The organism is Marinomonas ostreistagni (genome assembly GCF_016461785.1).
GTDB classification, from domain to species: Bacteria; Pseudomonadota; Gammaproteobacteria; order Pseudomonadales; family Marinomonadaceae; genus Marinomonas; species Marinomonas ostreistagni_A.
Map to the genome: position 1 here is coordinate 138,906 of NZ_JAEMUH010000010.1, position 26,162 is coordinate 165,067.

A 26,162-nucleotide genomic window follows, 5' to 3' on the forward strand; every position below is an offset into this window, starting at 1 on the left:
GGCTAACTTTAATGTAACCCATCGTTAGCGACAATGAATTCTTCAAAATCGTTGAACTGAATCGGTTTACAAAAGTAATATCCTTCTTGCAAATTACACCCTAGTCCATGTAAGACCTCTACTTGCTCAGGCGTTTCGACCCCTTCTGCTATCACTTGTATGCCTAATTGTTTGGCAATAGATAAAATCCCCTCGACTAAAATAAAATCCATTTGATTAAACATGATGGCATCGACCAGCGTTCTATCTAACTTCAACATACTAAACGTATAATCTTTTAGACACCCTAATGACGAATACCCTGTACCAAAGTTATCTATCGCGACCTGAACGCCTATACTTTCATAATGTTTAAGTATCGCAGACATGACTTTCGATTGCTGAATTAGGCTACCTTCAGAAATTTCGATAATAATATTCTCACCTTTGAGACCGTACTGATGTAGCTTCTTCAATAGATTCTGACTACATAACTCTTTATTAATTAGGTCGTATTGGGATTGATTAATCGACATTTGAAAATCCATGCCGTATAAAGACGTCCATTTCGATAACTGTGCCAAAGCCTTATCTAAAACTAGCTCATCAAGTGATCTAATGAGTCCATATCGCTCAGCTAGAGGAATAAACACGCTAGCTTCGATGATACCATGAGAGGGATGTCGCCAATGTGCTAGTGCCGCGACCCGTTTTACGATACCTGTATCGATATTGACAATTGGCTGATAAAGTAAATCGATTTCTTTGTTATCAATAGCCTGCTTCAGACTGGTAGCCAGTTGGTCTTCATCTAAGAATGTCTTGTTTGACAACTCCGAAAATAAAGCCACATTCCGACCTTTTAGGCCCTTAATACTGTACTGCGCATGATCAGCACGGCTCATTAATGCTTGAGTACTATGTCCATCATCAGGAAACACAGAGACACCAACACTGATATCCAAGTCAATCGTTGTGTTGTTGACCTCGTGTATCGAAGAAATCGCATCAGCTACTTTGTTAATCGAAATAGAAAGGTCTTCGTTTGAAGATAGCCCCATTAGACAAATTAAAAACTCATCTTTATCTAAACGAGCACATTCATCTGAACTTCTGACGGTTTTTCGAAGAACGTTAGCAATTTCAATGAGTACCTGATCTCCGAACGCAAAGCCGAATTGCTGATTAAGCGCTGCAAAGTGATTAATGTTAAGGTATAAAAGTGCGAACTTTTTATTTCTTATATTAGATAAATGCAATAATTCTTCCATGCATTGCATCATCCCATAGCGATTCAAAAGCCCCGTTAAACCGTCATGACTATTGCTAATAGGAGTAAGCGACTCATTAAGCTCATGTGTAACATCACGAGCAATTTTAGAAACACCTACTAGGTTTCCATTGTGGTCATAAATTGGCGACAAAGAAACGGATACGTAAATTTTAGAGTTATCTTTACTAATCCGAGTGGTGCGAAAATGTTTAACTTGCTTGCCTTCTCGTATGGCTCGCATGAGTTTCTCTTCTTCGTGAATTCGGTCCGCAGGAAATAGAAGAGTAATATGTTGACCTATTGCTTCAGCAGCAGAAAATCCAAACATGATCTCTGCAGCGGGGTTCCATGTTTGAATGAAACCATCTAAGGTTTTGCTAACAATCGCATCTTCGGTTGAATTAATAATGGCTTGAAATTGAAGCGCTTGCTGCTCAAGAACGACCTGTTGCGTAATATCTCGAGCGACTTTTGACGCCCCTATGATGGTACCATTGGCATCACAAATAGGAGAAACGGTTACCGAAATATCAATGGCACCTCCATCTTTGCGAATTCGTTTTGTTTTAAAGTGGTCAACCAACTCTCCACTTGAGATTCGGCTTAAAATCATCGCCTCTTCATGAATTAGGTCAACAGGAAACAAAACCGTAATCGAATTACCAATCATCTCTTCAGCCGTGTAACCAAAGATCTTTTCAGCCCCTTTATTCCAACTCGTAACAATGCTGTTTAGATCTTTGCTTATGATCGCGTCATCTGAAGAAGAAACAATTGCTTCATATTGATTAAGGTATTTGACCATTAGGTTTCACCAAAAGAATTAAGATCGTCTGAGCAATTTAGACGTATTTTTCGAAAACCACCGTTGTTTAAATGTAGTAATTTGAAAGTTTTCGCATTTTTACGTTACAAGCTGATCAGTGGTTTCCCAATACAACTTTGCATTTTCAAAAACACTCAATAGACGTCTATACGTCATATTTATGCCATAAAAATCTCATTTAAATGAAAGAATGCACTGATAGGTTATTTAAAAAAATGAATAACTTAACACGGAGTCGCTCATGTTACGTCGCACCTTCAAGCGCACATTGATTGCTGCCTGCCTTTCCACTACAGCTATTACAGCTTCTGCTGAATCCTTCAACCGTATAGCAAGTTTCCCTGTGGCAAAAAACCTAGGTGCTAATAACCTGGAGACCGAGACATCCGCAGAAATCATCACCGCTACCGAAGACGGTAATACACTGATCTATTCCGACAGCCCCCTTGGCGGCATTGGTTTTGTCGATATCAAAAATGCAAAACACCCCAAAGCCAAAGGTTTCCTAGACCTAAATGGCGAACCGACTTCGGTTGCAACTATTGGTAAATGGGTTGTAGCGGGGGTTAACACTTCTGAAAGCTATACAAAACCAAGTGGCTATCTTGCGATCGTAGACGTTGCCTCACAAAAAGTAATTCAACGCTGTGAGTTAGGCGGTCAACCAGACTCCGTAGCGGTTTCAAAAGATAGCCGCTACATTGCGGTCGCGATTGAGAATGAGCGTGATGAGGACCTAAATGATGGTGCAATTCCTCAGCTTCCAGCGGGTTACGTAGTCATTATTGAGTTCGACCCTGCCTCTGGTGAATGTAAGAAAGCTCACAATATATCCCTAACGGGTCTTGCCGATATTGCGCCAACAGATCCTGAACCTGAATTTGTCGCGTTTAATGAGCACAATGAAGTGGTCATTACCCTACAAGAAAATAACCATATTGTTATTGTTGATGCAAAAACAGCAAAAATAACCAACCACTTCAGCGCTGGTACGGTAGATCTGTCTAACATTGATATTAAAAAGGATGGTGCTCTGACATTCACAGGCACCCTTGAGGCCGTAAAACGTGAGCCTGATGCCGTTAAGTGGTTAGACAACGATCGTTTCGTGATTGCAAACGAAGGGGACTATCAAGGCGGCGCCCGAGGTTTTACGATTTTTAATAAACAAGGCGAAGTGCTGTTTGAAAGCGGAGCAAGCTTTGAGCATGAAGTCGTTCGTGTTGGTCATTACCCAGAAAAACGTTCCGGTAAGAAAGGCTCTGAGCCAGAAGGCTTAGAAGTGGGTCAATTCAACGGCCAAACCTATATCTTTGTGATGTCAGAACGCGGTTCAGTTGTCGGTGTTTACAAAGACACTGGAGCAGCTCCAGAGTTAGTTCAAATGTTGCCATCCGGTATTGCACCAGAATCGGCAATCGCTATCCCATCTCGTAACCTGATCGCGACGGCAAACGAGAAAGATCTGATCGAAGATAAAGGCCCTCGCTCACACGTGATGCTATATCAGCTGGACGACCAAGCGCCAAGTTACCCGCAGATCCGCTCCAACCTTGATAAAGCTGGCACACCGATTGGCTGGGGAGCTTTATCAGGTCTTGCAGCAGATCCTAAGCAAGCCGGTAAACTATATGCTGTTAGCGATAGTTTCTACAGTAGTCAGCCTGCGATTTTTACCATTGATGCCACACAAACTCCGGCACAAATTACCAATAAGCTTGTGGTGACACGTGATGGCAAACCTGCTGAGAAGCTGGACCTAGAAGGTATCGTAGTAGATCCAAGTGGTGGTTTCTGGTTAGCCTCTGAAGGCAATGATAAAAAGGAAGTCCCTCATGCTCTTTATCATGTAGCTATGTCTGGAGAAATTGATCAAACTATTTCATTCCCAGCCAAGCTGCTTGAAAACCAAGAGCGCTTTGGTGCAGAGGGCCTCACTCTCATTGATAATCAGTTATGGATTGCCATCCAAAGACCTTGGAAAGATGATGCGAAATCGGAAACAAAGTTATTGGCGTACAACATAGAAGCTGAGAAATGGTCAGCAGCGCATTACCCATTAGAAAAAGTAGAACAGGGCTGGATCGGACTGTCTGAAATAACCGTTCATAATGGTCATTTCTACATCATTGAACGTGATAATCAACTTGCTGATAAGGCCCAAGTGAAACGCTTATACAAAGTAGCACTTTCGAATATTAAAACAGCAGAGCTAGGTAAACCGCTTCCGACCGTCAAGAAAGAGTTAGTGTACGACTTTTTACCAGAGCTTAAAGCTCAAAATGGTATCGTTGTTGATAAAATTGAAGGGTTCACTATTGATGCCAATAACATGGGTTATGCGGTGACAGATAACGATGGAGTCGATGACAGTACAGGCGAAACATTCTTTTTTAAAGTAGGTGAATTTAGATAATACTTATTGTTGGCGGAGATGTTAAATGGCGCTCAAGAGAGCGCCATTTGCTATTTTCAAGCCCTTAGTAACAAATCAAGCTGGTCAATCGCTTCGTTCCATGGCGATAAAGGGGTTTTCCATTCCTTAATTTTTTCAGCTTGAGAGGCTTCCCATTCTGGAGCCTCCCAAAGTTCTAAATTACTTGGAATCGGTGCAATATTTGCGACAAGCATTTCAATGCTACGCTCTGAGCCCTCTAACCCTAATTGCTCAACCAAATGAACTAAGGAAAATGAGTGAGTCTCCATATCAACCTCCAAAGAGGAGCTGTTGGTTATTTAATCGACTCTTTATAGCCTAGCGTAACCAAAGCTATAACGCTACGTGATAAATAAGGATCATTCGTTACGTTTTTGCAAAGTTTGAAAGGGCAACATCAACGGCTTCTTCACCATCTGTCAGCTCTATAATCTCACGCCTAATCAGAGGTAAATCAATCAAACTCGCTAAGACCTTCGCCACATTGCCACGCTTCACTGTACCGTAAGGGATAGCTTTTCCTAGGCTGACTGCACCATCGCCTTCTTCATCGAGTAATGTACCGGGTCGAAGGATAACCCAATCAAGACTTGTAGCAGCAACTTCAGCATCTGCTTGCTTTTTCACTTCCATGTAAAACTCAAAGCCTTCCCCCAAGTCTTTTTTTCTCCCAGCTTCAGGGAAAGCAGAAACTAAATACAAACGACGAATATTGTTTCGTTTCATTGCCTCAATGACTTTTACAGGACCGTCACCATCGATCGCTTGAGTTCGATCTAAACCACTGCCCGCAGCGCCTGCCGAAAACACAACGACATCATGGCCCGCCATCAAATCAGACAGTTCTTCAATGCTGATATCAATCATATCACCGTAGACACCGGTTACTTGGTTTTGCTGACACCAGTCATCATGGTTATTAGTGCGAACCAGCCCAGTTACCTTATGTCCTGCAGAAACTAGCATAGGGCTCAAGCGTTTACCGATTTTCCCTGTCGCACCGATTACAAATACATTAGACATGTCGCCTCCAAATCACAAAACGGATAAGCTTTATTAAAGCAGCCTATGATCTAGGACGTGCGCAAGAAAAGGCAAAACAATATGGAGTCTATAAGCTCTGAAAGCACAAAAGCCACCCGAAAGTGGCTTTTAGACAAACAGAATGATTCATTAAAGCTTAAATCGTGATACAACATCCTCTAATTGATGTGCCAACTCCGAAATGTCGTGACTTGAGCGCGAATTCAATCTAACCGCTTCGGTAGTATCCATGGAAATCTCATTAATAATGACCACATTACGATTGATTTCATTCGCTGCGACCGATTGTTGGCCAATAGCCGACGCCACCGATTGTGCCATTACAGAGATTTCATTCACTTCACGAGTAATTCGCTCTAATACATCACCGATGACAGAGGCTTCATCACGGCTGCGCTGTCCTTCCTCACCACAAGATTGCATGATGGTGACAATACTTTGAGTACGTTGCTGCAACGAGTTTATGATGTCTGATATTTCAACGGTAGCGTCGTGAGTGCGGCTCGCCAAAGCACGAACTTCATCAGCAACGACCGCAAATCCACGCCCTTGCTCCCCAGCCCTAGCTGCTTCTATTGCTGCATTTAATGCAAGCAGGTTGGTTTGCTCTGCGATATCTTGAATGACGTTCAGCACAGTACCAATACTTTCACTTTCTTTAGCAAGTTCTTGAGCAGAAAGAACGGAAGACTGTAATTGCCCTGATAATTTATTCACAAGACTTACAGCTGAATTGACTCTGGTCTGACCGTCAGAAACACTTTGCTGAGCATTTTGAGACTTGTCGGCCGCCACTTCCATGTTACGTGAAATGTCTTCAATTGTGCCGACCATTTGCGCTACTGAAGCTGCAACCAAATCTGTTTCATCGCGTTGACGCTCCGCATCTTTCGCCGTATGTTCAGCGGTTTGTGAGAGCTGCTGAGTTTGTTGCTTCATGTTCAACACGGTCTCATTGACAGAACCAACGACTTTTTGAAAGCCCTCTAGCATCTGATTAATACTTCGAGCAACATCACCAATTTCGTCTTTACCCTGATAGGTCACTCTAAGGCTTAAATCTCTCGATCGATCAATTTCAAGCATGGCCTCACGAATAGCGGCCAAAGGACGATTGATCGAAGCCCCCACTCGCCAAGCGACCAAACTTGCGATCAAAGCGATGACGAAAAATAAACTAGTCATCAACCACTCGACTCTGGTTAATAAGGACTCCGTTTGCTGTGACATACTTGAAACCATCGCCTCAAGCTTGGTTTCAGTTTGATGAATCGTATGACGCATTTCGCCTAAGATACCCTCTTCACTAGAAAGCCCTATTCGCTGCTGCTGTGCTATGTAGTCTGAAAACTTACTGTGATATATCTCAGCGAGATTCGTCAAAGATTGCTTTTCACCATTGCTAATCTTAGCAGTCTGAAGCTGACTTAGCAGTGTCGATATTGTTGTCTCAAAGCGTTCAAAATATTTGGCATCCAGTCGCAACATAAAGTCTTTTTCATGTCGTCTTAGTTGCAACATAGTCACCATAATTGCAGGCTGATCTAATGTCTTAAGCGCCGTTTCTATATCATGCACCGCCGAACGCAGTTGCCCTTCAAGCCCTTCGTCTGGACTCAAGCCCATTGCCTTCTTAGCATCTACCAGCTCTACAAATTTATTCCGGTAATCGCCAAACAGTGAGGTTAAATTACTGAACGCTTTTACATCCACACCGCTCTTAATAAACATAGCATCAAGAGCAGATTGCTGTTCGATGATTCGCTGCGCTACGTCTTCAAAGCGCGATACATATTTTTCATCGCCACGAGCCAAAAAGTCTTTTTCATGACGCCTTAACAGCAGCATTTCAGACTCTTGGCGTTGAGCCATTTCTTTCCCTTGGATCAACTCTTTCAAACGAATTTCTGCAAATAGGAAGGCAATGATTAATATAACAAGAGATACCACGACAACGCTGGTATTTAGAATAAGCTTCTGCTTGATCTGCACAGGATTACCTACTGATTGAAAAGTGTCTATCCATGCATGGTATATAAGACAGCTTCCTTTACTAACTCAGTGTAGCAGACAGAAGTAAGAGCACACTGATTGAGTCTGTAGACTTTATTAAGTTTATGTGACTGTTTTGTTACAGAAAAAAACACAATCCATTAGAATATTTTATAAGCTTATCAATTCAAGCTGAACGTACCGTTAAGCAGGATATTCCGTATAAGAAAAGAATAAAGGCATTTAAAAATGTTGCGTCAACCTGCCATTGAAACGCTAAAGGCTTAACTAAAAATAAGGTGGCCGCAACGGGGAGTAAAAGTAAGGCGCCGCGTTTAATACTTAAAGTAACGACGATCGAGTTTGCGCAAGCTTGACATTGAGTCGGCTTAAAAAAGCTTTTTATTAGCTGATTAAGTGTCACTGTAGCTTGGCACTTTGGGCATTTCATTGGATAGATCCACCTTGAAATCTCATTAAAGAAGGCACGTTCATTCATAGTGTAACACTGAGATATTGCAAAGCTTAATCCGTTCTAATGCTATTCTGATACAAACCAATCTTTAGGGATGCGCTCAAGAGCATTTTTCAGTGCAATAAAGCACCTTTCATCAATAGCGGAATGGAGATTTTCCTCCATAATTGATAATACTTTTGAAACAGGCATTGCCGCTCTGTATGGGCGCTCCGCTGAAATAGCATCGAAGATATCCGCCGTTGTAATGATACGCGTCACTAAGGGGATTTCAGAACTATCTAAACCTCTCGGATAACCAGAACCATCGAGTTTCTCATGGTGTGAGGCAGCGATCCTAGCAAGAGGTTTTAGAGGCGTTATGTGCTCTAAAATCGTCTCAGTATTTGCCGCATGTTGTTGCACGGCAAGCCATTCGTCTTTATCTAGACGCCCAGGTTTATCTAAGATCTGATTGCTAACACCAAGTTTACCAATATCATGCAAAAGCGCTGCACGTTTAACCCAGGTGCACTCAAGTTCACTCAGTTTAAGCTCTTCAGCGATTAAAACAGAGTAAACACCTACTCGTTGGCTATGATCGGAAGTATATGGGCTTTTCGCATCAACGATCTTACCGAAAGCGGCCACAATGCAATCAAAGTACTCTTCATCCAAAAGTACATGAGCTTGAGCCGGCCCAAGTGCCATAACTCGCTTGCGTATTTCAGGGTGTGAAAGCCCCTCTATAAAAGCATTGTCCTGCATGAGTTGCTCAAATATCTGCACAAGCTCTGGATCAAACCAAGTCCCAGAGCGCTCCTGAACCTCCTCTAACGCCGCCTTTAAATTATTCTCAACCTGGAAAACATCAACAACTTGTGAAAGCAAAGCAATTCTTGAGTAAAGCGGAATTGATAAACCTGATAACTGATTAGGTCGACCACTACCATCCCAATGCTCATCTAAGCTTGCAATTCCTAACGCTACAGGTTCTTCAAAGCGCAGCTCTCTTGCCACATCAGCACCACGAGTACAACGGGTTTGAATCAACTCTTGCGCGTAATCACCACCATTTTTCAATATATCAATGGTGGTCGAAATTCGAGACATCCAGCTCTCTCCTTTACCAGCATTACGAACAACGAAACTGATAACACTTGATAGGCTGGTCCCCACCGTTTTGAAATCCTTTTTAAAGGAACGATCATCGGTAAGATAAAGCTCACAGATTCGTGCAGCGTTACTACTGCAGCCGGCATCTTTCAAAAGCAACGTAAAAAATAAATTGTGCAACTGTTGCTCATCGAGCTGCAACCGCTGACCTATATGCATACCAATCCAACAGCACCGGATACAATGTTCTGGTGGTTGCCCCTCGGTCATATCTAGAGCGGTGGTAAGTGACAATACCAACTCTGATAAAGGGATTCGTGCACTTAGAGAAGACAATTCCATACTCTGGCCAACCTATTTTTTCTGTCGGTCTTACAATTACGTAAACAACACAACGAAAAGATTAAAAAAAGAGCCACATTCAAAGTGGCCCTTTTAATATTAGCGTTATAACTCTCTTGATGCTAAGAACTCGTCATAAGTTCCTTGGAAGTGTTCAATTCTATGATTTTTTATATGTAAAATTTCTGTCGCAAGAGAGGATACAAACTCTCGGTCGTGACTTACGAAAATCAATGTACCTGGGTACATTTCTAAGGCCATGTTCAGCGACTCAATTGACTCCATATCCAAGTGGTTTGTTGGTTCATCCATCAGCAGAACGTTCGTTTCTTCAAGAATCAGCTTACCAAAGATTAGACGGTTCTTTTCACCACCAGAGCATACTTTTGCTTTCTTATTAAAGTCATCGGCAGAAAACAGCATACGACCAAGAGTCGCACGTACGACTTGATCATCATCTGATGGTTTGCGCCATTGCGTCATCCATTCGAACAGGGTCATATCATTATCAAACAGATCATTGCTATCTTGAGGACAATAACCCAGCGTCGCGTTTTCCGCCCATTTCACTGTGCCTTCTTGCGCTTCAATTTCGTTCATTAAGCAACGCAGCATGGTGGTTTTACCCACACCATTTTCACCCAGAACTGCTAAGCGGGCGCCTGCCTCAAGAATCAAGTTACCACCTTTGAACAACTTCTCACCCTCAAAACCGTGGCCTAGATTTTCAAGAATCAATGCTTGGCGGTGAAGCTTCTTCTGTTGATTGAAGCGGATAAATGGATTCTGACGGCTAGAAGGCTTGATGTCTTCTAATTTGATTTTTTCAAGCTGACGCGCACGAGAGGTGGCTTGTTTTGCTTTCGATGCGTTAGCCGAGAAGCGAGCTACGAACTGCTTCAGGTCCGCAATTTGGGCCGACTTCTTAGCATTCGCTGCCATCATAGATTCGCGAGCTTGCGCCGACGCTAACATGAAGTCATCGTAGTTACCTGGGTAAACACGTAGTTCACCATAATCGATGTCCGCCATGTGGGTACACACAGAGTTTAAGAAGTGACGGTCGTGGGAAATGATTACCATGGTCGACTTGTACTGGTTAAGCATCTCTTCTAGCCAACGGATCGAATCGATGTCCAAGTTGTTAGTCGGCTCGTCTAGAAGCAGAATATCTGGCTCAGAGAATAGCGCTTGCGCCAAAAGTACACGTAACTTCCAGCCCGGTGCGACTTCACTCATCGGGCCAAAGTGTAACGATTCATCAATACCAGCACCCAGCAGAATTTCACCCGCTTTACTTTCCGCGCTATAGCCATCCATTTCAGCGAACTCGCCTTCAAGTTCAGCAACCTTAATACCATCTTCTTCACTCATTTCTGGCAAGCTGTAGATGCGATCACGCTCTTTTTTTACTTCCCACAGCTCCTTGTAACCCATAATTACGGTGTCAACTACGGAGTATTCTTCAAAAGCAAATTGATCCTGATTTAGCTTGCCTACCCGCAGGTTAGGGCTAACGGAAACGTTACCTGATGTTGGAATCAAGCTACCGTCAAGGATTTTCATGAAGGTGGATTTACCACAGCCGTTAGCACCGATTAGGCCATAACGGTTGCCATCACTGAATTTAACGGAGATGTTTTCAAAAAGAGGTTTGCTACCAAACTGCATGGTAACGTTAGAAGCTACGATCATGGGGGTATCCAGAAATTGATAAAGCCCCATGTAGGGGCTTAGTGATTGATGGGCGTACTATAAAGCCTATGTATGAAAAGTCTATGGAATTGATGAAAAAGTCATCATTCTTCTACTCTGAAGGAACAATGACCTGCTGGCGACAAATCATTGCGTAAAATTCGCCATGGTGTAATGGTTTTGAAAAATAGTAGCCTTGATACAAACGACAACCGCGCTCGGCAAGAAATTGACGCTGAACCTCCGTCTCCACTCCTTCTGCAATCACCTCAAGTCCTAGCTTTTTAGCCATAAGTAAAATGACATCAACAATAGGAGCCTCATCTTCTAAGGTATTAATAGGAGCGATAAAATAACGGTCTATTTTCAATACATTGATGGGTAATTGATTCAAATAGCGTAGAGATGAATAGCCCGTTCCAAAATCATCTATCGAAAAGGAAATCCCTTGTTCCTGCAATACTTTCATTGACTTAGTAGCTTGGGCAAAGTTGTCAATTAATAAGTTTTCCGTAATTTCAAACTCTACATCAATATTATCTAAAGGGTATTTCTTTAAAATAGGCTCAATTCGCGAGATAAAATCTGCCTGCATAAAATGTGAAGGACTAATGTTAATTGAGATGTGGCGAAACGTTTTAGGTAATCCAGCTTCCTGCCAGCTTTTCACCTTCTTAAGCGTTTCTTCTAATACCCATTCTTCAATAGCGCTGATTTGTCCTGATTCCTCTGCAACAGAAATAAAGTCAAGTGGTGAAATCATTCCTTTATCTGGGTGTTGCCAACGTAATAATACTTCCGCACCAGAAATAACCCCTTGTACGGTTACCTGCGGTTGTAGCCATAACTCAAGTTCTTGTTGAGAAATCGCTTTATGAAGCCCCTCCTCCAACTGCCAACGACTTTGAGCCAAACGCTGCATGCTGACATCAAAAAATCGATAGCCATGACGCCCTTCAGCTTTAGTTTGGTATAATGCGGTGTCCGCACGGCGAAGTATGTGAGCGCTACTATCATCCTTTTGTGGAAATGTTGTAAGGCCAATACTGGTCGTACAATGAATCAAGTGCCGACCTACTTGCACAGGAACAGACACTAATGCATTGACTGACGCAGCGAGCTCTTTCGCTGAGGTGACTGCTTGGGCTTCCAGTTCATATTGAGCAGGAAGCATAATCACAAATTCATCGCCACCAAAGCGAGCTGTCACAGCATCTTTTGGTAAACTTCTTTTCAAACGCTGCGCGAACGTCATTAAAAGTTGATCGCCGACTTGATGACCCAACGAGTCATTAATAGTTTTAAAGCGATCAATATCCAAATACATAACTGCACCAAAACTGGTTTGACTCTTTAGTTGATTGAGCTGGTCTTCTAAAGACTCAATAAACATTCTCCGATTAGCCAAATCGGTTAACGTATCGTAATAAGCTAAGGCTTTAATTTGACGGTTTGCTCGGTCTTTTTTATGCCAAATTTGCTCAACACTTTGAACTAACTCTCCTAACTCATCCGTCTTAGTATAAGGAGGGTTCATAGGCTCTTTGCGCACTTCACGATCTAAATTTGCAACCCAACGAGCAATCTCTTGTATTGGCTTGGACAAAGCGAAGTAAAATACGACAAACAAAATACTGCTTAAAAGTAGCGTCGCAATTAAACCTGAAAAGGCTAATGTCACCGCGCGACTGGTCAATCCACTCGCAACATATTGCTTATCTATTGAAAGTAATAACTTCGCATCACGTTCAACAATGCTCGGGATTTTTATCGTTCGAGAAAGTTGCCTAGGTATGCCAAGCAAGCTGAAACTAAAATTAGACAGCCAATTCACCGGAGCATAATTTGCTTGTGTTGCACGACCTTTTAGGTCTCCGAAATCATCAAAGACTTCTACCGCCGAAAATAATGGATCAGCTAGGATTATTTCAGCGGTGCTTTGCACTTGTTGGTCATCTAAGTTGTAAATCGAGCGCTGTAGGCTAGGCATGTAGAGGCTAACAGAACGCTCAATGCTCTCGGTTAGGTTCTCTCGTACATGGGTTAGATCGTTGTAAAACTGCAACAGGGCAGAAAAGCCGCCAATTAGAAACGATGTAATGAGGATAATCTTCGCTTGTCGAAATGCTATCCTTTGCCCCAATTTCAATGTAGATGTCCTTTATATCTTAGTTATGAGAAAGGTATTTAGCTCGAATTTCGTCCAAAAGACCATTTTCTTTAATCGTATATAAGCCTTTATTGGCAGTCCGCAAAATATCCGTTGCATTAGGAAAATCACGACTGATGCAAAGATGTAAAGGTAGGCTCGGCTCATTTATTAAAGAGGTTACTTTTAAGTCTTCTTCAATATCTAATTTTTTTATGGAATAACGCGCAGGATACTCGGCCATATAAAGCAAGTCTACATCTCGATACATAACAGCTTTGATTGCGCTGTCTAAATCTGGTGCGCTTTGGTGCTCAAGCTCATTTTCAATCAACTTTTTCTGCATGCCCCAACCATCAACGGTAACGATAGAAAATTTAGATAAATCTGATAACTCTTGAACTTGGCTTGTATCTAAAGATGTTCGGCTAACAATAGATCTAGACACATTTGAAAGAGGCTCGCTAAAAAGCATGAATGCATCTCTTGAAGCACGCTTAGAACATGAAACTGTGCCCAGAATTAGACCTAACTCCATTGATTTAACAATACGCTTCCACGGCAGCACATTGAAGCTAACTTCCTGCCCCTGTGAAGCAAAAGCCGCCTTAACAATATCGACATCCATACCACTGATACGATTATTCTTTTCATCAACTAATATATATGGGGGGTAATCAACCACAGAAAACGTCATTGTTGCCGCATGACTATTTGTCCCAAGTATTAACGATATCATTAGTGCCACAGAACAAGAGGAAAGCTTAAAGAGTGATTTGGCTATCATAAATAGTAACCTCATAAGCTGGATTAAATGTGATAACACCCTACATAATTCGTAGTAAGAAGGTCTAACTACTTCCAGTAAAATAAAACAACACAGTCAAAATACAAACAAAAAAGCCTCAAGAAAGCACTTTCCTGAGGCTTTACTAGAGCTTTATACAGCCCTTATTGACTCGATTTGAAACGGCTAACCATGGATTGTAAGTCGCTCGCTAAGTTATTCAATGCGGAAGCCGTTTGAGAAACTTGAGACGCTAAGTCTCGAGATTCCCCTGCCCCATCATGAATAACTAATACATTATTATTGATTTCTTCAGCAACTAAATGCTGTTCTTCTGCAGAAGCACTAATTTGAATCATCATATCTTTGATGGTCAACACAGAAGACAAAATTTGCTCAAAGACATGATAAGTCTGAGAGGCAAGCTCTACTGAATTGTGTGCAACTGAAACGCTGTTCTGCATTTTATCAGCAACAGTATTTGTTTGTTGCTGTAAGCGTGTTAATAGCTTATCAATTTCATCTGTCGACTCGGCCGTTCGACCAGCTAATGTTCTAACCTCATCTGCCACCACGGCAAACCCACGGCCTTGTTCACCCGCTCGCGCAGCCTCAATAGCTGCATTTAAAGCCAATAAATTGGTTTGTTCAGCAATGGCTTTGATGGTATCTAAAATACCTACAATGTTATTTGATTCTTGAGAAAGTGTGCTCATGGATTCATTTGAACTATTGATCTCAGATTCTAATTGATTCAAAGAGTCCATAGTTTGCTGAATAAGGCGGTTACCTTCCTGTACTTGCGATTCACTGTGCTCAGCAGAAGCAGCAGCAGAACTACAATTAGATGCAACTTCATTAGCCGTAGCCACCATTTCATTGAAGGCTGTTGACAAATGATCAACCGAATTTGCCTGTTTCATCACAATCCCACTCAAGTCAGCAGACAATGACTCTGAATGGTGAGCTACTTTACCAATTTCATCACATGAATGTTTTGTCCGTCCGACAATACCATCAATTGAGGCAACAAACTGATTAAAAGCTTGGGCCATTTGACCTGATTCATCTTTTGCTGAAGTGTCTAATCGCTGGGTAAGATCGCCTTCACCTTGACTAATATCAGTCAAGCTTTCTGCCATAACTTTAACTGGTTTGACCACCACCTTGGATAAGAATGATCCAATTAATAAAAATATAATAATCATAACCAATGAAATAATGGCAATATTTACAATCAGCTGATTCGCTTGAGCATAGACAACCGTACTCGGAATTAAACCGATGAACTTCCATCCTAATGCTTCTGACTTATAAACTTGAGCAAACCACTCTTCACCATTAATCGTGATCACTTGAATGTCTTCAGCATCGTTTAGTACCGAATAAGGGCGGGAGGCCTCTGACAGCTTTTTGAAGTTGTTTTCTGGATCAGCAGGATCGGCAAGAATGGTTTGAGTATCTTCAACCATTACGACATAACCTTGACCTCCAAACTTCACTGTTGCTAGTAATTCCGTCAACTTCTTTAGAGTCACATCCACACCAACAACTCCGTAGGCGCCATTTTTTCCTTCAAACCGCTGAACATAATCAACTAACGGGGCCCCTGTGAATGTATCTCGGTATGCAGGGATACGAACAGGCTTAGTAGCATTGACAGATAGTTTAAACCAATCTTTCTGCGTCGGATCATAGTTTTCGCCACTATTACCACGAGGCCATTGTAAATACCCTTTATCCGCCGTTCCGATCCAGATATAAGCCAAATCAGGATGGGTTTCACCAAAGTCGTCAAATAATGAAAAGGCAGCTTGTTCCTGAGGAGAGTTAGATTCAGGTGTCATCTTTTGGACAGGTTTGTTGGCATAGCTTTCAATTGTGCCAGGTTCAATCGCATTAACAGCATTAGATCGTGCAAAAAACGCTGCATTTTCTGCAAGATTATTAAGATACATCGAAAATAAGGCATCAATATGCCCCAGTTCCGAGCGGCTCTGATCACCAAACTTCGTCACTGCATCCGAGCGAATACTGCTTATGATCACCAGAGAAACGATTAAAACGGGCAAGATTACTCCCGCAGCGACTAACGCCATAATCTTGGCACGAACTGTCATTGAAACCTCTTCATACTGTTTTACTGGGCTATACCCATTATTCTATTAAGTCGAAAACTTAGTTGTTCTATCACAACCAGCATCACCCAAAACACAGCATGTCCTTGCTACGTGGTGCGTGTATAAATGATTAAATCATCATTTATAAGTATCCACTCTACTTATAAATGATTGTAGCACCTGTAACAATAGAGAGCCTCATTCGAGCAACTAGTAGCGACAGAATAAAGGATTATCTGTCGCTACTAGTCATAAGGCAACCTAAAATAAAGAAAGGAACAGAAAGGATTTATGCGCGGAAAGTATACGTAAGAATGTCAGCTATTTTCCGATCAATAACAATTCCTACAGCGGAAAAGTCTTCACGTTTTATCTGATAAAGTAACGGCTTAATTTCACGTAGCTTCACAATCGCTTTTGGGTCTTCCGTCAACAAAACCGCCACATAAGAAAATGCATCATAATAAGCAAAACCATTATCTTTCAGCGCATTTAAATATGAATCTAGAGTCTCTTCACCAAATACTTGTTTGATAGCAGTGACTGCACCATATACTGCAACGCCTTCACTTAACGCTGTATACTTTTCATCTTCAGATTGTTTCGGGTAAAGGCCTCTAACCAAAACCTGCATAATATCTGCAAGCAACATCACTTCGTTCGTGAAAGTGCGAGCAGGCATAATAACTTTGTAATCGAATGGCTGACTTGTATTCGGAAAAATAAACTCAGGTTGGGCAATATCAGAGCTTACCTCAAATCCCAAAAACTGAGCTTTTTCGTAGGCTGGACCAAATAAAAACTCAACGGCAGGTAACCACGCATCACGAACTTTATCGAGTTTCAGAACCTGCTCTTGCTGTATTTCAGACACCTTTCTCTCCCAAACTGATATACATATCTCTGAGGTCATTCAGAGGATTGTGGCAGACAATAGCATATTTCAAATGGTGGCTCTAATCATGACTTTAGAATCAATCAGAAAACCTTTTTAGCTAATTGAACGATCTGATGAGGAATAGAGAACGAACTGATTTTTGCCTTTGGATTTCGCCTGATACATCGCATGATCAGCTTGTTGTATAAGTGACTCTGCGCTTTGACCGGATGAATCCATAATGGCTCCTCCAATACTCATTGAGCAATTGTAAGATAAACCTTCGAGATCATAAGGTTCGTTGACGGACTCAGCAATAGAATGAGCAAATTCTTCCACCCAATTGCTTGAGTTAGAATCTGACCATCTAGGCCCCTGCATAACAATAATAAACTCGTCTCCACCTATTCGAGCGGCATAGCCTAAATCATTCATCATACCATTGATGCGCGTCGCAACTTGTTTGAGTAAAGCGTCTCCAGATTCATGACCTCTTGTATCGTTCAATGGTTTAAAGTTATCCAAATCTAAAAAGAAAACCGCAAGTTGAGTTTTATCTATCACTGCATCTTTACATGATTCAGGTAATTTTGAATATAGGAAGCGACGATTTGCCAACCCCGTCAACGTATCGAAATAGACAAGTCTATGTATTTCAGCCTCAGCAGCTTTTGCTTTTGAGATATCTCGAGCAATTTTGGAAGCACCAATCACTTCGCCCTCACTATTAAAAATTGGTGAGATTGTTACAGAAAGGTCTATCAAACTGCCATCTTTGTGAAGACGTTGCGTCTCAAAGTGATCTACTTTCTCTCCACGAGCTATTTTTGCAAGAATTTCAGGCTCCTCATGTTGGCGCTCTTCCGGAATAATGGTGGATAGAGGTTTGCCAATCATTTCTTCGGCAGAGTAACCAAATAATCGAACAGCACCTTGATTCCAGCTAGCGATGATGCCGTGGATATTTTTACTGATGATTGCGTCATCAGAGGAGTCGACAATAGCTCGAAAATGCGCCAGATTTAATGTTGCTAAACTTCTTTGTGTTTTAGCTAACCATCCCAGGACACTTTCTTGGTTTTTGTCATCAATACTAACCGCTGTTAAAAAGTCACCTTTACCCAACCGTTTAATAATACGCTGCAACTCTGGGATAGAGCAGCCAATAACCTGCTTCAAGTGCTGGCCAGTTTTAAAGATACACCACGTCAGAAGGACACTCACAACTAGCAAAAACATCGTGGCGAAATATAGATTTCTCTTTACTAGATCCACTTTCGCTTGAGTTCTAGATATGATCATTTGTTCAGCTTCAAAAATCGGCTTCATGATGTCAACTTTTGTATTGACAAAATAATCATCAGCTAACATATCAAACGCTAGGTTACGCTTATCAAAATCTACAGGAGTGTCTTCGTCAACCAACTCCATAGCTCGTAACTCAATACCCACTAATGCATCAGAATTGTATTTTGCCGTAACGACGCGGCGCCACTCATCATCTGTAAGCCCTGCATCGCGTAACAAATCTAGCAGAGGAACTGCTTCACCATATTTTTCTTCGTCTCTAGCGGTGAATATATTTAGATCCCAGTAGACAAGAGAATAGCTTTTAGGCCTGGGCAATGTTCCATTACGGATTCCCACCAATTCGATGAATAAAGACTTATAGACAGGGTCTAGCGTTGTCACATAATTTCTAGATAACTTTGCTAGATCATTAGAGGATTGACGTAACTCTTCCACCAAACCAACGGAATAGTCTCTTTTCAATAAAGCTTTTTCATAACGAGACTGTTCAAGTATGACAACTGCCAAACTAGCAACCATTAAGAATACAAACAGCAACATAGCATTGAGGTAGAGCTTAAATTTTGTCGGCCTGTAGCCCATAAACATCTCCACTAATCATCACCTATGTTGCTAACATACTAGATAGCTCTTATCGTAGTCATATTATTAAATGTAACAAAGTTAAGAGTTTATGCTAAAAAAAGCTCTGTAATCACAGAGCTTTTTATCATTAACGCTGATGCGCTTGCGCTGCCTTACTACAGTCGCCTTCAATACGATCTTTTTCTTGCTCTAAAATCTCTTCCGTAAACTGCCCCATAAAGCAACAGCAAATACCTTCACCAATCATAGTACGAGGCCCCATTGGATGCCCAATATGTTGGTAAACTCCATGGTGATGGTGCCCATGATCATGAGAATGGCCATGTGTATGCCCGTGATGATGGTGGCCATGACTATGATCGTGACTGTGGGAATGTTCGTGCGCATGGCTATGAGAATGATCAATAGCTTTAATCGTGCCAAAGGTCATCTCATGTTTTTGATCCGACTCTGACAGGCCTTGGGTATCGTCTTCAGGGTCCACGAACTCAGCATGATGATGATGCACATCCACTTCACCCGCCGCTAAACGTCGTTTGAAAGAGCTCATCAAGGTCTCTTCTGCGCTATTAAATAGCGAACCGTCCATGATTTCATTAACGCGGTTTTCAAACGCATCAATGACGCGCTCGTGATCACTTAGGTAATGAGCTTGGATAAACTCAATGCCCGGATTTTCCTGTGCCACCTTGTCCACGTAACCTTGGATGCGCTTAATCAAACGCCCCGTAAACAGGAAGTACGGTGCCACTACGATGCGTTTAAAGCCCAGTTTGACTAACTTCTCAAGGCCAACACCCACAGATGGATAAGTTACCCCTGAATAGACCGTATCGGCCCAACCAAAGCCCATGTTTTCATTTACAATACGCGTTAGCTTAGCGGCTTCGGCGTTGGCAGAGGTATCAGAAGTGCCACGCCCCACCACAACTAACATGGTGTCGTACAGTTCATCAGGTGGGTTGTTTGGGTCTAGGCCAAGAGATTCATAGATTCGTGCCTGAAATGCCTCGATCATGTCTTCCTGCAGCCCCAGCTCACGGCCGTAATGCATATCCAGCCCATCATTTTTTTCTTGATACGTAGTCAGTACCGATGGGATATCATTCTTAGCATGTGTTGCTGCGAACAGCATACCTGGAATGGCATAAATATCATTAACACCCTGCTTGATCAGGCTATTTAACCCCATGTGGATGTTTGGTGCAGAGAACTCCAAAAAGCCGTATTCAACCGGAAGATCAGGAAAACGGGCTTTTAGCCCTTCGGCCACCAAGCCAAACTCACGTTCTGCATCTTTATCGCGGCTTCCATGGCCACAAATCATAATGCCTTTCTTTGTCTCTTGGGTTGAAATACTCATATCTCTCTCTGGGTTAATTTACGCAATTCGCGCATATTTTATAGGGTTTAATTGTATAGACAAGGTTAACGGCATTGTGTTTCCTGACGCTGATCTATCTCAAGCAATAGCGATTGGATTTTGTCTGCATAGTCTTCTGGCTCGGACCACATACCACGCTGGATTGCTTCAAGAAGCCGTTCGCCCATTTCTAATTGTGCATCCGGATTATTACGTTCCATAAAATCTCGGTTAACAGGATCCAGCAGCAAAGCCTCTGTCACCTGTTGGTACTGATAATCTGCTATTAAATCCGTCGTGGCATCGTAGGCAAACAAATAATCCACTGTCGCGGTCATTTCAAATGCCCCTTTATAGCCATGCTCTTGCATAGACGAAATCCACTTCGGATTTAATACGCGGCCGCGTATTACACGGTTCAACTCTTCTTTTAAAGTGCGAACTTTAGGCTGACTCGGGTTGGAATGGTCATTATGATAGACACTAGGTGCTTGACCACTTAACTGGGCCACAGCATTGCTCATTCCCCCTTGGAATTGGTAATAGTCATCCGAATCCAATAGGTCGTGCTCGCGGTTATCTTGGTTTTGCACCACGGCTTCTAATTGGCTAAGACGGTTAGCAAACGCTTGTTTTGCTTCAACGCCATCACGTAAATCACCATCGTACGCGTAGCCGCCCCAATTTAAGTAGGCCTCGGCCAAGTCTGCTTGAGTATCCCAACAGCGCTCATCGATTAAGCCTTGTAAACCTGCGCCATAGGCACCCGGTTTGCTACCAAAAACACGGTAAGAGGCTTGGCGCTCAGCCTCTTCTACGCTAAAGCCTTGACTGACTAACACTTGCTTACGCGACTCAACATTGGCACGTATGGTATTACCGTTGCCAGGCTCTTCGAAGTTAGCGATTGCTTGCACCGCCGCATCGTATAAACGCATTACATTGGCAAATGCATCACGGAAAAAGCCTGATACACGTAACGTCACATCCACTCGTGGACGACCCAGTTGCATACAGGACAAGACTTCAAAGTCGGTCACACGATTAGAACCCGGTGCCCAAATAGGACGAACGCCCATCAGCGCAAAGGCTTGGGCAATGTCATCGCCACCGGTACGCATGGTGGCCGTGCCCCATACAGATAAGCCTAAGTTTGTAAGGTAATCGCCATGCTCTTGTAAATGGCGTAGCACCAGTGCCTCAGCCGACTTTTGGCCAATGGCCCAAGCCGCAGGAGATGGGATCGCACGATTGTCCACGGAAAAGAAGTTACGCCCCGTTGGCAAGGTATCCAATCTGCCACGGGTCGGTGCACCACTTGGCCCTGGTGGAATAAACTGTCCAGATAAGCCTTTTAACAAGGCATCAATTTCATCGTGAGCACTTTGCTCCAAAGCCTTCACCAATGTCTGTCGAGCATGGGCTAATAGCGCCGCAGTATTAGGCAATTGCTGGCGATCGATAGGTTGTTGCTCAATCAACGAAGTAAGTACTAACTCTTTCGCTAACAATTCCAAACGCTCTTTAGCATCCGCATGGGTACGCCAAACTTGGTCAGAAACTTGTACCAACAACTCTGGCTTTTCACTTTGCCAAACATCACGAGTGGCTTCCATCGGATCAAAGTCAGGCTCTTGAAGTACTAGGTCTTTTACCAACGCATGCAAGATGCCCATGCTGGTCATACTGGAACCACGTGGCAGACGAAGTAACGCCACCAGCGTATCCGCCAATTTATCCTTCTCAGGCAATTCCCCTAGACGATGCAAACCATGACGAATTTGGGACTCTTTGATTTCACAAAGGTAAGCATCTAGCTCTTCCAATACCGACTCATCATCGTCTGCTTGCACGCCGGTGAGTTCTTCTAGCAAATGACTGCTTTTGACCTTTTCTAAAATTGAGTCACGCAGCCATGCTTCACGGCGAGTATCCATACCTAGGGCTTGATAATACTCGTCCACCAAGGTTTCCAGCTCCGCCATATCGCCATAGCTTTCAGCGCGGGTCATGGGCGGCATGAGGTGATCAATGATGACGGCTTGAGTGCGGCGCTTGGCTTGTGCGCCCTCCCCAGGATCATTCACAATAAACGGATAAAAATGCGGTGTTGGCCCCATGGCGATGTCTGGCCAGCAATGTTCTGACAAGGCTGTACCTTTACCCGGCAACCACTCTAAGTTGCCATGCTTGCCCACATGAACAATAGCATCCACTTGATAGACATGTCGCAACCAAAAGTAATAAGCCAAATAGCTGTGCGGTGGGATCAGATCTGGATCATGGTAGTTGGCTGCCAAATCCAAGTTAAAACCGCGGGCAGGCTGAATACCGACAAAGGTTTTACCCAAGCGAATCCCCGCCAACATCATGCGCCATTCGCCGTCTACGGCGCGGCATTTATGGTCCTCTTCCGGAGGACCCCAACGATCCCACACGGCATTTTGCGCTTCGATGGGTAATTGATAGAAATGTTCTAGGTAGTCATCAAGACTGAGACTTTGCCAGCATCCACGCTGATGCAAGGTATTCGGATTATTGGTTACCGCGCCTAACAAAGCTTCGATCAGTGCATTACCATCTTCGGGAATATCTTCTATTGGGTAACCCGCTTGTTCTAAGGCGCGCAATAAATTCACACTGGAAGCAGGCGTATCTAAGCCCACGCCATTACCAATACGGCCATCTTTGGTGGGGTAATTGGCGAGGATAAAGGCTATTCGCTTTTCGCCATTAGGTAAGGCATGTAAACGGGCATAACGCTTAGCCAGCTGCGCCACAAAGGTGGCCCGCTCGGTGTGTAATTCATAACGCAATAAATCGATCTGCGCTTGTTCGTGAAAATGAGACAGGGCTTTAAAGCTCACCGCACGAGTAATCACTCGGCCATCCATTTCCGGTAAAACGATCTGCATCGCCACATCGCGACTGCGAAGCCCCTGAGTTTGCGCTTGCCAATCCTCTTCGGTACTGCCCGATAAAATCAGCTGCAATACGGGTAACGGATGCTCAAAAGCTGATTGAAAGTCGGTCGGCTCCGAAGCTAAATCAGGACTGCCGGCACGATTGGCGGAAAAGCCCGTGCAGTTCAAAATCACCGTAGCTTGAGTACGTTCAATGAGCGTATTGACCAGCTCCAGACTGATTGAGTCTTTTAACGATGACAAGGCGATTTCTAATGGCACCACGCCCTGCTCAAGCAAGATGTTCGATAAATCTGTGAAGACCTGTATGTTACCACTTTGAAAGTGAGAGCGGTAATACAGCACTAAGCCAACCTGATAACCTTGCGCTAACGCAGCTTGATAATGGCACTGCCAAGAGGATAAATCGGTGGCTTTGCCGTCAAGCACCATTAGCGCATTGGGGATGGCAATAGGCTCAACCCAATTCTCTTGGCCTGAGAAATAATAATGATCGAGAAAACGAAACAAATGCTCTGCATTGGCTTGCCCACCTTCACGCAGATAACGCCATACACGTTGTACGCTAGTTTGATCAGCAGAAGACGCCTGCATAATCTCAGGATCGGCACTGTCATCACCAGGAACAATAATCAGGTGACGATTACGCTTAGCTTTAGCCCACGCTTGTAAACGCTCAAAGCCATAAGGCCAATAATGCTGCCCTCCTAGGAGAGACAGCACGACAACTTGCGCACGCCCTTTTTGCGTTGGCTTATCTAAAACAGCGTCTTCGTAGAGATCGTAAGCGGCAGGTTTGACCAACTGCATCCAGTTGGCCAAACGTACAGAGGGGGAGTGATCCGTTTGCCAAGCATCTAGCGCTTGACCGAGAGCACTCAACAGCGAGTCGGCAGCCGCTAAGACAATAATATCAGCAGGGCTTTGACCTAAATCGATGATACCTTCATCGTCTACAAAGCCACCCGGTTTGGCTGCCAATAAATGCACAGTGTTTCTCGCTTAAGCGGTCAGAGCCGCGTTGAGTTTGTCTTCAATCTGGTCTTTGCTGATGCCTTTGCCGATAAACACAAGCTGTGTTTGGCGTAGCTCATCCGGTTGCCATAAGCGATCAAAGTAACGGTCAAGACGCGTACCAACAACCTGAAACACTTGACGCATAGGCTTACCATTCACGGCAGCAAAGCCTTTGATACGGTATATATTATTATTTTCCACAAGCTCTTCTAGCGTGTCTTGCAGAGAGTCAGCATCCACTTCACCTAACTTAACCACAAACGAATCAAAATGATCGTGGGCATGATCATGATCGTGTCCGTGTGCATGATGATGATCGTGGTGATTGTGAACGTCTTCGATACGAGCTTCAGTGGCCGCTTCCAGCCCCAGCAATACGTCTAGAGCCGCTTCACCGTTTTCGATGTAAGTAATCTTAACGCTGGATTCCACCTCACTTTCGATCACTTGCTTCACACGCTCACGTTGTGAAGCATCTAGAAGGTCATTCTTACTGACAACCACCAAATCCGCTGCGCTTAACTGATCATCCAATAATTCTTGTAAAGATGGATCATGATCCAACGACTCATCCGCCAGACGTTGCGCTTGGACTTTTTCTTCATCGTGAGCAAAGCGGCCCGCAGCCACAGCTGGTCCGTCCACCACAGTGATCACAGCATCCACCGTACAATGCTCTTTGATGCCAGGCCAGTTAAAGGCCTGCACTAATGGCTTTGGTAAAGCTAAGCCGCTGGTTTCAATCAGAATATGGTCAATATCATCTCGACGCGCCACGAGTTGTTGCATCACGGGTAGGAACTCTTCTTCTACCGTACAGCAGATACAACCGTTTGCCAGTTCGTAAAAGCCGTCTTCGCCACGTTGTGCTGCGCTCTCATCTTCACAATCTAGCGGGCAAGAACGAAGCAGGTCCGTATCAATGTCTAATTCACCAAACTCATTCACAATCACAGCAATGCGCTTACCTGCTGCTTGCTTAAGAACATTTGATAACAGTGTGGTCTTACCGCTGCCTAAAAAGCCAGTGACGACCGTTGTTGGAATCTTATTTAATTGCATAGTCAATCCTTACGCCTCACCATCGTTTTTACGGTGAATTTTGCGGTAAATATGAGCTTGTGACTTGTCATATAGGTACGAGTCGGCAAAGTCTTCTGTATCTAATACATGTCCAACCAAGATTAAACTGGTTCGGGTAAATTTCTTCGCACGCACTTTCTCTACGATGTCCTTTAATGTCCCTGTCACGTAGTCCTGATCAGGCCAACTGGTGCGATAACATACTGCGACAGGGCAATCCTCACCATAATGCGGGAGGAGTTCTTCGACAATCTTATGTATGCGAGTAATGCCAAGGTGAATCGCTAATGTGGCACCGCTTTTCGCAAGCGTCGGCAAACGCTCACGTTCAGGAAAAGGTGTTTTACCTTCATAGCGGGTCATGATCACCGTTTGAGAAACACCGGATAACGTCAGTTCCTTTTGCAACATAGCAGCAGAGGCCGCCACCGCGCTGACGCCAGGGATCACTTCATAATCGATGTTTAAGGCATCGAGACGGCGCATTTGTTCCCCGATCGCACCGTAAAGAGCAGGATCACCACTTTGCAAGCGCGCCACGTGCTTTCCTTCAGCGGCAGCTTGGCGAATGATTTCAGTGGTTTCATCAAGATTCAAAGACGCGGTGTCGTAAATCGCTTCAGCACGGTCACGTACGTTATCAATCACTTCTGTAGGGATCAGCGATCCCGCATACAAGATCACTGAACAGCGCTCAATGGTCTTCAATGCTTTAACTGTCATCAAGTCTGGATCACCAGGCCCAGCCCCAATAAAGAATACTGTCATGAATAAACCCTTAATTTGTC

16 protein-coding genes are annotated in these 26,162 nt (G+C 43.5%); 1 reads left to right on the forward strand and 15 read right to left on the reverse strand.

Annotation, left to right across the window (positions count from 1 at the left end):
- Nucleotides 1-8: 8 nt before the first annotated feature.
- Nucleotides 9-2,057, reverse strand: a complete 2,049-nt coding sequence (locus JHD44_RS11785; protein WP_199462941.1) for an EAL domain-containing protein — start codon at nucleotides 2,055-2,057, stop codon at nucleotides 9-11.
- Between the two features lie 262 nt (nucleotides 2,058-2,319).
- On the opposite strand from JHD44_RS11785, the gene JHD44_RS11790 reads away from it, so the two are divergent.
- Nucleotides 2,320-4,494, forward strand: a complete 2,175-nt coding sequence (locus tag JHD44_RS11790) for an esterase-like activity of phytase family protein (RefSeq protein ID WP_199462942.1) — start codon at nucleotides 2,320-2,322, stop codon at nucleotides 4,492-4,494.
- 56 nt (nucleotides 4,495-4,550) lie between these two features.
- Here the strand turns inward: JHD44_RS11790 and JHD44_RS11795 are convergent, their stop codons facing one another.
- The 14 genes from JHD44_RS11795 to cobM form a co-directional block, all read right to left on the reverse strand.
- Nucleotides 4,551-4,784 carry a DUF2789 family protein gene (locus JHD44_RS11795; RefSeq protein WP_199462943.1) on the reverse strand — a complete coding sequence of 78 codons (234 nt, stop codon included), beginning with the start codon at nucleotides 4,782-4,784 and terminating at the stop codon, nucleotides 4,551-4,553.
- Between the two features lie 97 nt (nucleotides 4,785-4,881).
- On the reverse strand, nucleotides 4,882-5,538 hold the full coding sequence (locus JHD44_RS11800) for an NAD(P)H-binding protein (RefSeq protein WP_199462944.1): 657 nt from the start codon (nucleotides 5,536-5,538) through the stop codon (nucleotides 4,882-4,884).
- 150 nt (nucleotides 5,539-5,688) lie between these two features.
- Nucleotides 5,689-7,551, reverse strand: coding sequence for a methyl-accepting chemotaxis protein (locus tag JHD44_RS19130; protein ID WP_199462945.1), 1,863 nt, complete (start codon nucleotides 7,549-7,551; stop codon nucleotides 5,689-5,691).
- A 541-nt stretch (nucleotides 7,552-8,092) separates the two neighbouring features.
- Nucleotides 8,093-9,463 (reverse strand): HD-GYP domain-containing protein, encoded by a 1,371-nt coding sequence (locus tag JHD44_RS11810; protein WP_199462946.1) that lies wholly within the window; start codon nucleotides 9,461-9,463, stop codon nucleotides 8,093-8,095.
- Between the two features lie 105 nt (nucleotides 9,464-9,568).
- Nucleotides 9,569-11,158: an ABC-F family ATPase gene (locus JHD44_RS11815; RefSeq protein WP_199462947.1), complete on the reverse strand. Its 1,590-nt coding sequence runs from the start codon at nucleotides 11,156-11,158 to the stop codon at nucleotides 9,569-9,571.
- Nucleotides 11,159-11,270: 112 nt separating this feature from the next.
- Nucleotides 11,271-13,307 carry a putative bifunctional diguanylate cyclase/phosphodiesterase gene (locus JHD44_RS11820; RefSeq protein WP_199462948.1) on the reverse strand — a complete coding sequence of 679 codons (2,037 nt, stop codon included), beginning with the start codon at nucleotides 13,305-13,307 and terminating at the stop codon, nucleotides 11,271-11,273.
- 19 nt (nucleotides 13,308-13,326) lie between these two features.
- The gene (locus JHD44_RS11825) at nucleotides 13,327-14,094 is read right to left on the reverse strand and encodes a substrate-binding periplasmic protein (protein WP_199462949.1); all 768 of its coding nucleotides are present in this window, start codon (nucleotides 14,092-14,094) and stop codon (nucleotides 13,327-13,329) included.
- A gap of 164 nt (nucleotides 14,095-14,258) precedes the next feature.
- On the reverse strand, nucleotides 14,259-16,214 hold the full coding sequence (locus JHD44_RS11830; protein WP_199462950.1) for a methyl-accepting chemotaxis protein: 1,956 nt from the start codon (nucleotides 16,212-16,214) through the stop codon (nucleotides 14,259-14,261).
- Between the two features lie 289 nt (nucleotides 16,215-16,503).
- Complete coding sequence (locus JHD44_RS11835) at nucleotides 16,504-17,088, reverse strand: hypothetical protein (RefSeq protein ID WP_325097095.1); 585 nt, start codon at nucleotides 17,086-17,088, stop codon at nucleotides 16,504-16,506.
- Between the two features lie 117 nt (nucleotides 17,089-17,205).
- Nucleotides 17,206-18,990: a diguanylate cyclase domain-containing protein gene (locus JHD44_RS11840; RefSeq protein ID WP_233402072.1), complete on the reverse strand. Its 1,785-nt coding sequence runs from the start codon at nucleotides 18,988-18,990 to the stop codon at nucleotides 17,206-17,208.
- A gap of 124 nt (nucleotides 18,991-19,114) precedes the next feature.
- Nucleotides 19,115-20,350: a sirohydrochlorin chelatase gene (locus tag JHD44_RS11845; protein WP_199462953.1), complete on the reverse strand. Its 1,236-nt coding sequence runs from the start codon at nucleotides 20,348-20,350 to the stop codon at nucleotides 19,115-19,117.
- Between the two features lie 65 nt (nucleotides 20,351-20,415).
- The gene (gene cobN / locus JHD44_RS11850; protein WP_199462954.1) at nucleotides 20,416-24,264 is read right to left on the reverse strand and encodes a cobaltochelatase subunit CobN; all 3,849 of its coding nucleotides are present in this window, start codon (nucleotides 24,262-24,264) and stop codon (nucleotides 20,416-20,418) included.
- A gap of 12 nt (nucleotides 24,265-24,276) precedes the next feature.
- Entirely contained in the window at nucleotides 24,277-25,353 is a 1,077-nt protein-coding gene (cobW, locus tag JHD44_RS11855; protein WP_199462955.1) for a cobalamin biosynthesis protein CobW, read from the reverse strand.
- A 9-nt stretch (nucleotides 25,354-25,362) separates the two neighbouring features.
- Nucleotides 25,363-26,142 carry a precorrin-4 C(11)-methyltransferase gene (gene cobM, locus JHD44_RS11860; protein WP_199462956.1) on the reverse strand — a complete coding sequence of 260 codons (780 nt, stop codon included), beginning with the start codon at nucleotides 26,140-26,142 and terminating at the stop codon, nucleotides 25,363-25,365.
- Nucleotides 26,143-26,162 lie beyond the last annotated feature (20 nt).

Excerpts from the sequence above, each read along its gene's own strand:
- JHD44_RS11785 (WP_199462941.1), bottom strand. The coding sequence starts at position 2,057 with ATGGTCAAATACCTTAATCAATATGAAGCAATTGTTTCTTCTTCAGAT.
- JHD44_RS11790 (WP_199462942.1), top strand. The coding sequence starts at position 2,320 with ATGTTACGTCGCACCTTCAAGCGCACATTGATTGCTGCCTGCCTTTCC.
- JHD44_RS11795 (WP_199462943.1), bottom strand. The coding sequence starts at position 4,784 with ATGGAGACTCACTCATTTTCCTTAGTTCATTTGGTTGAGCAATTAGGG.
- JHD44_RS11800 (WP_199462944.1), bottom strand. The coding sequence starts at position 5,538 with ATGTCTAATGTATTTGTAATCGGTGCGACAGGGAAAATCGGTAAACGC.
- JHD44_RS11810 (WP_199462946.1), bottom strand. The coding sequence starts at position 9,463 with ATGGAATTGTCTTCTCTAAGTGCACGAATCCCTTTATCAGAGTTGGTA.
- JHD44_RS11815 (WP_199462947.1), bottom strand. The coding sequence starts at position 11,158 with ATGATCGTAGCTTCTAACGTTACCATGCAGTTTGGTAGCAAACCTCTT.
- JHD44_RS11825 (WP_199462949.1), bottom strand. The coding sequence starts at position 14,094 with ATGATAGCCAAATCACTCTTTAAGCTTTCCTCTTGTTCTGTGGCACTA.
- JHD44_RS11830 (WP_199462950.1), bottom strand. The coding sequence starts at position 16,214 with ATGACAGTTCGTGCCAAGATTATGGCGTTAGTCGCTGCGGGAGTAATC.
- JHD44_RS11840 (WP_233402072.1), bottom strand. The coding sequence starts at position 18,990 with ATGTTTATGGGCTACAGGCCGACAAAATTTAAGCTCTACCTCAATGCT.
- JHD44_RS11845 (WP_199462953.1), bottom strand. The coding sequence starts at position 20,350 with ATGAGTATTTCAACCCAAGAGACAAAGAAAGGCATTATGATTTGTGGC.
- cobW (WP_199462955.1), bottom strand. The coding sequence starts at position 25,353 with ATGCAATTAAATAAGATTCCAACAACGGTCGTCACTGGCTTTTTAGGC.
- cobM (WP_199462956.1), bottom strand. The coding sequence starts at position 26,142 with ATGACAGTATTCTTTATTGGGGCTGGGCCTGGTGATCCAGACTTGATG.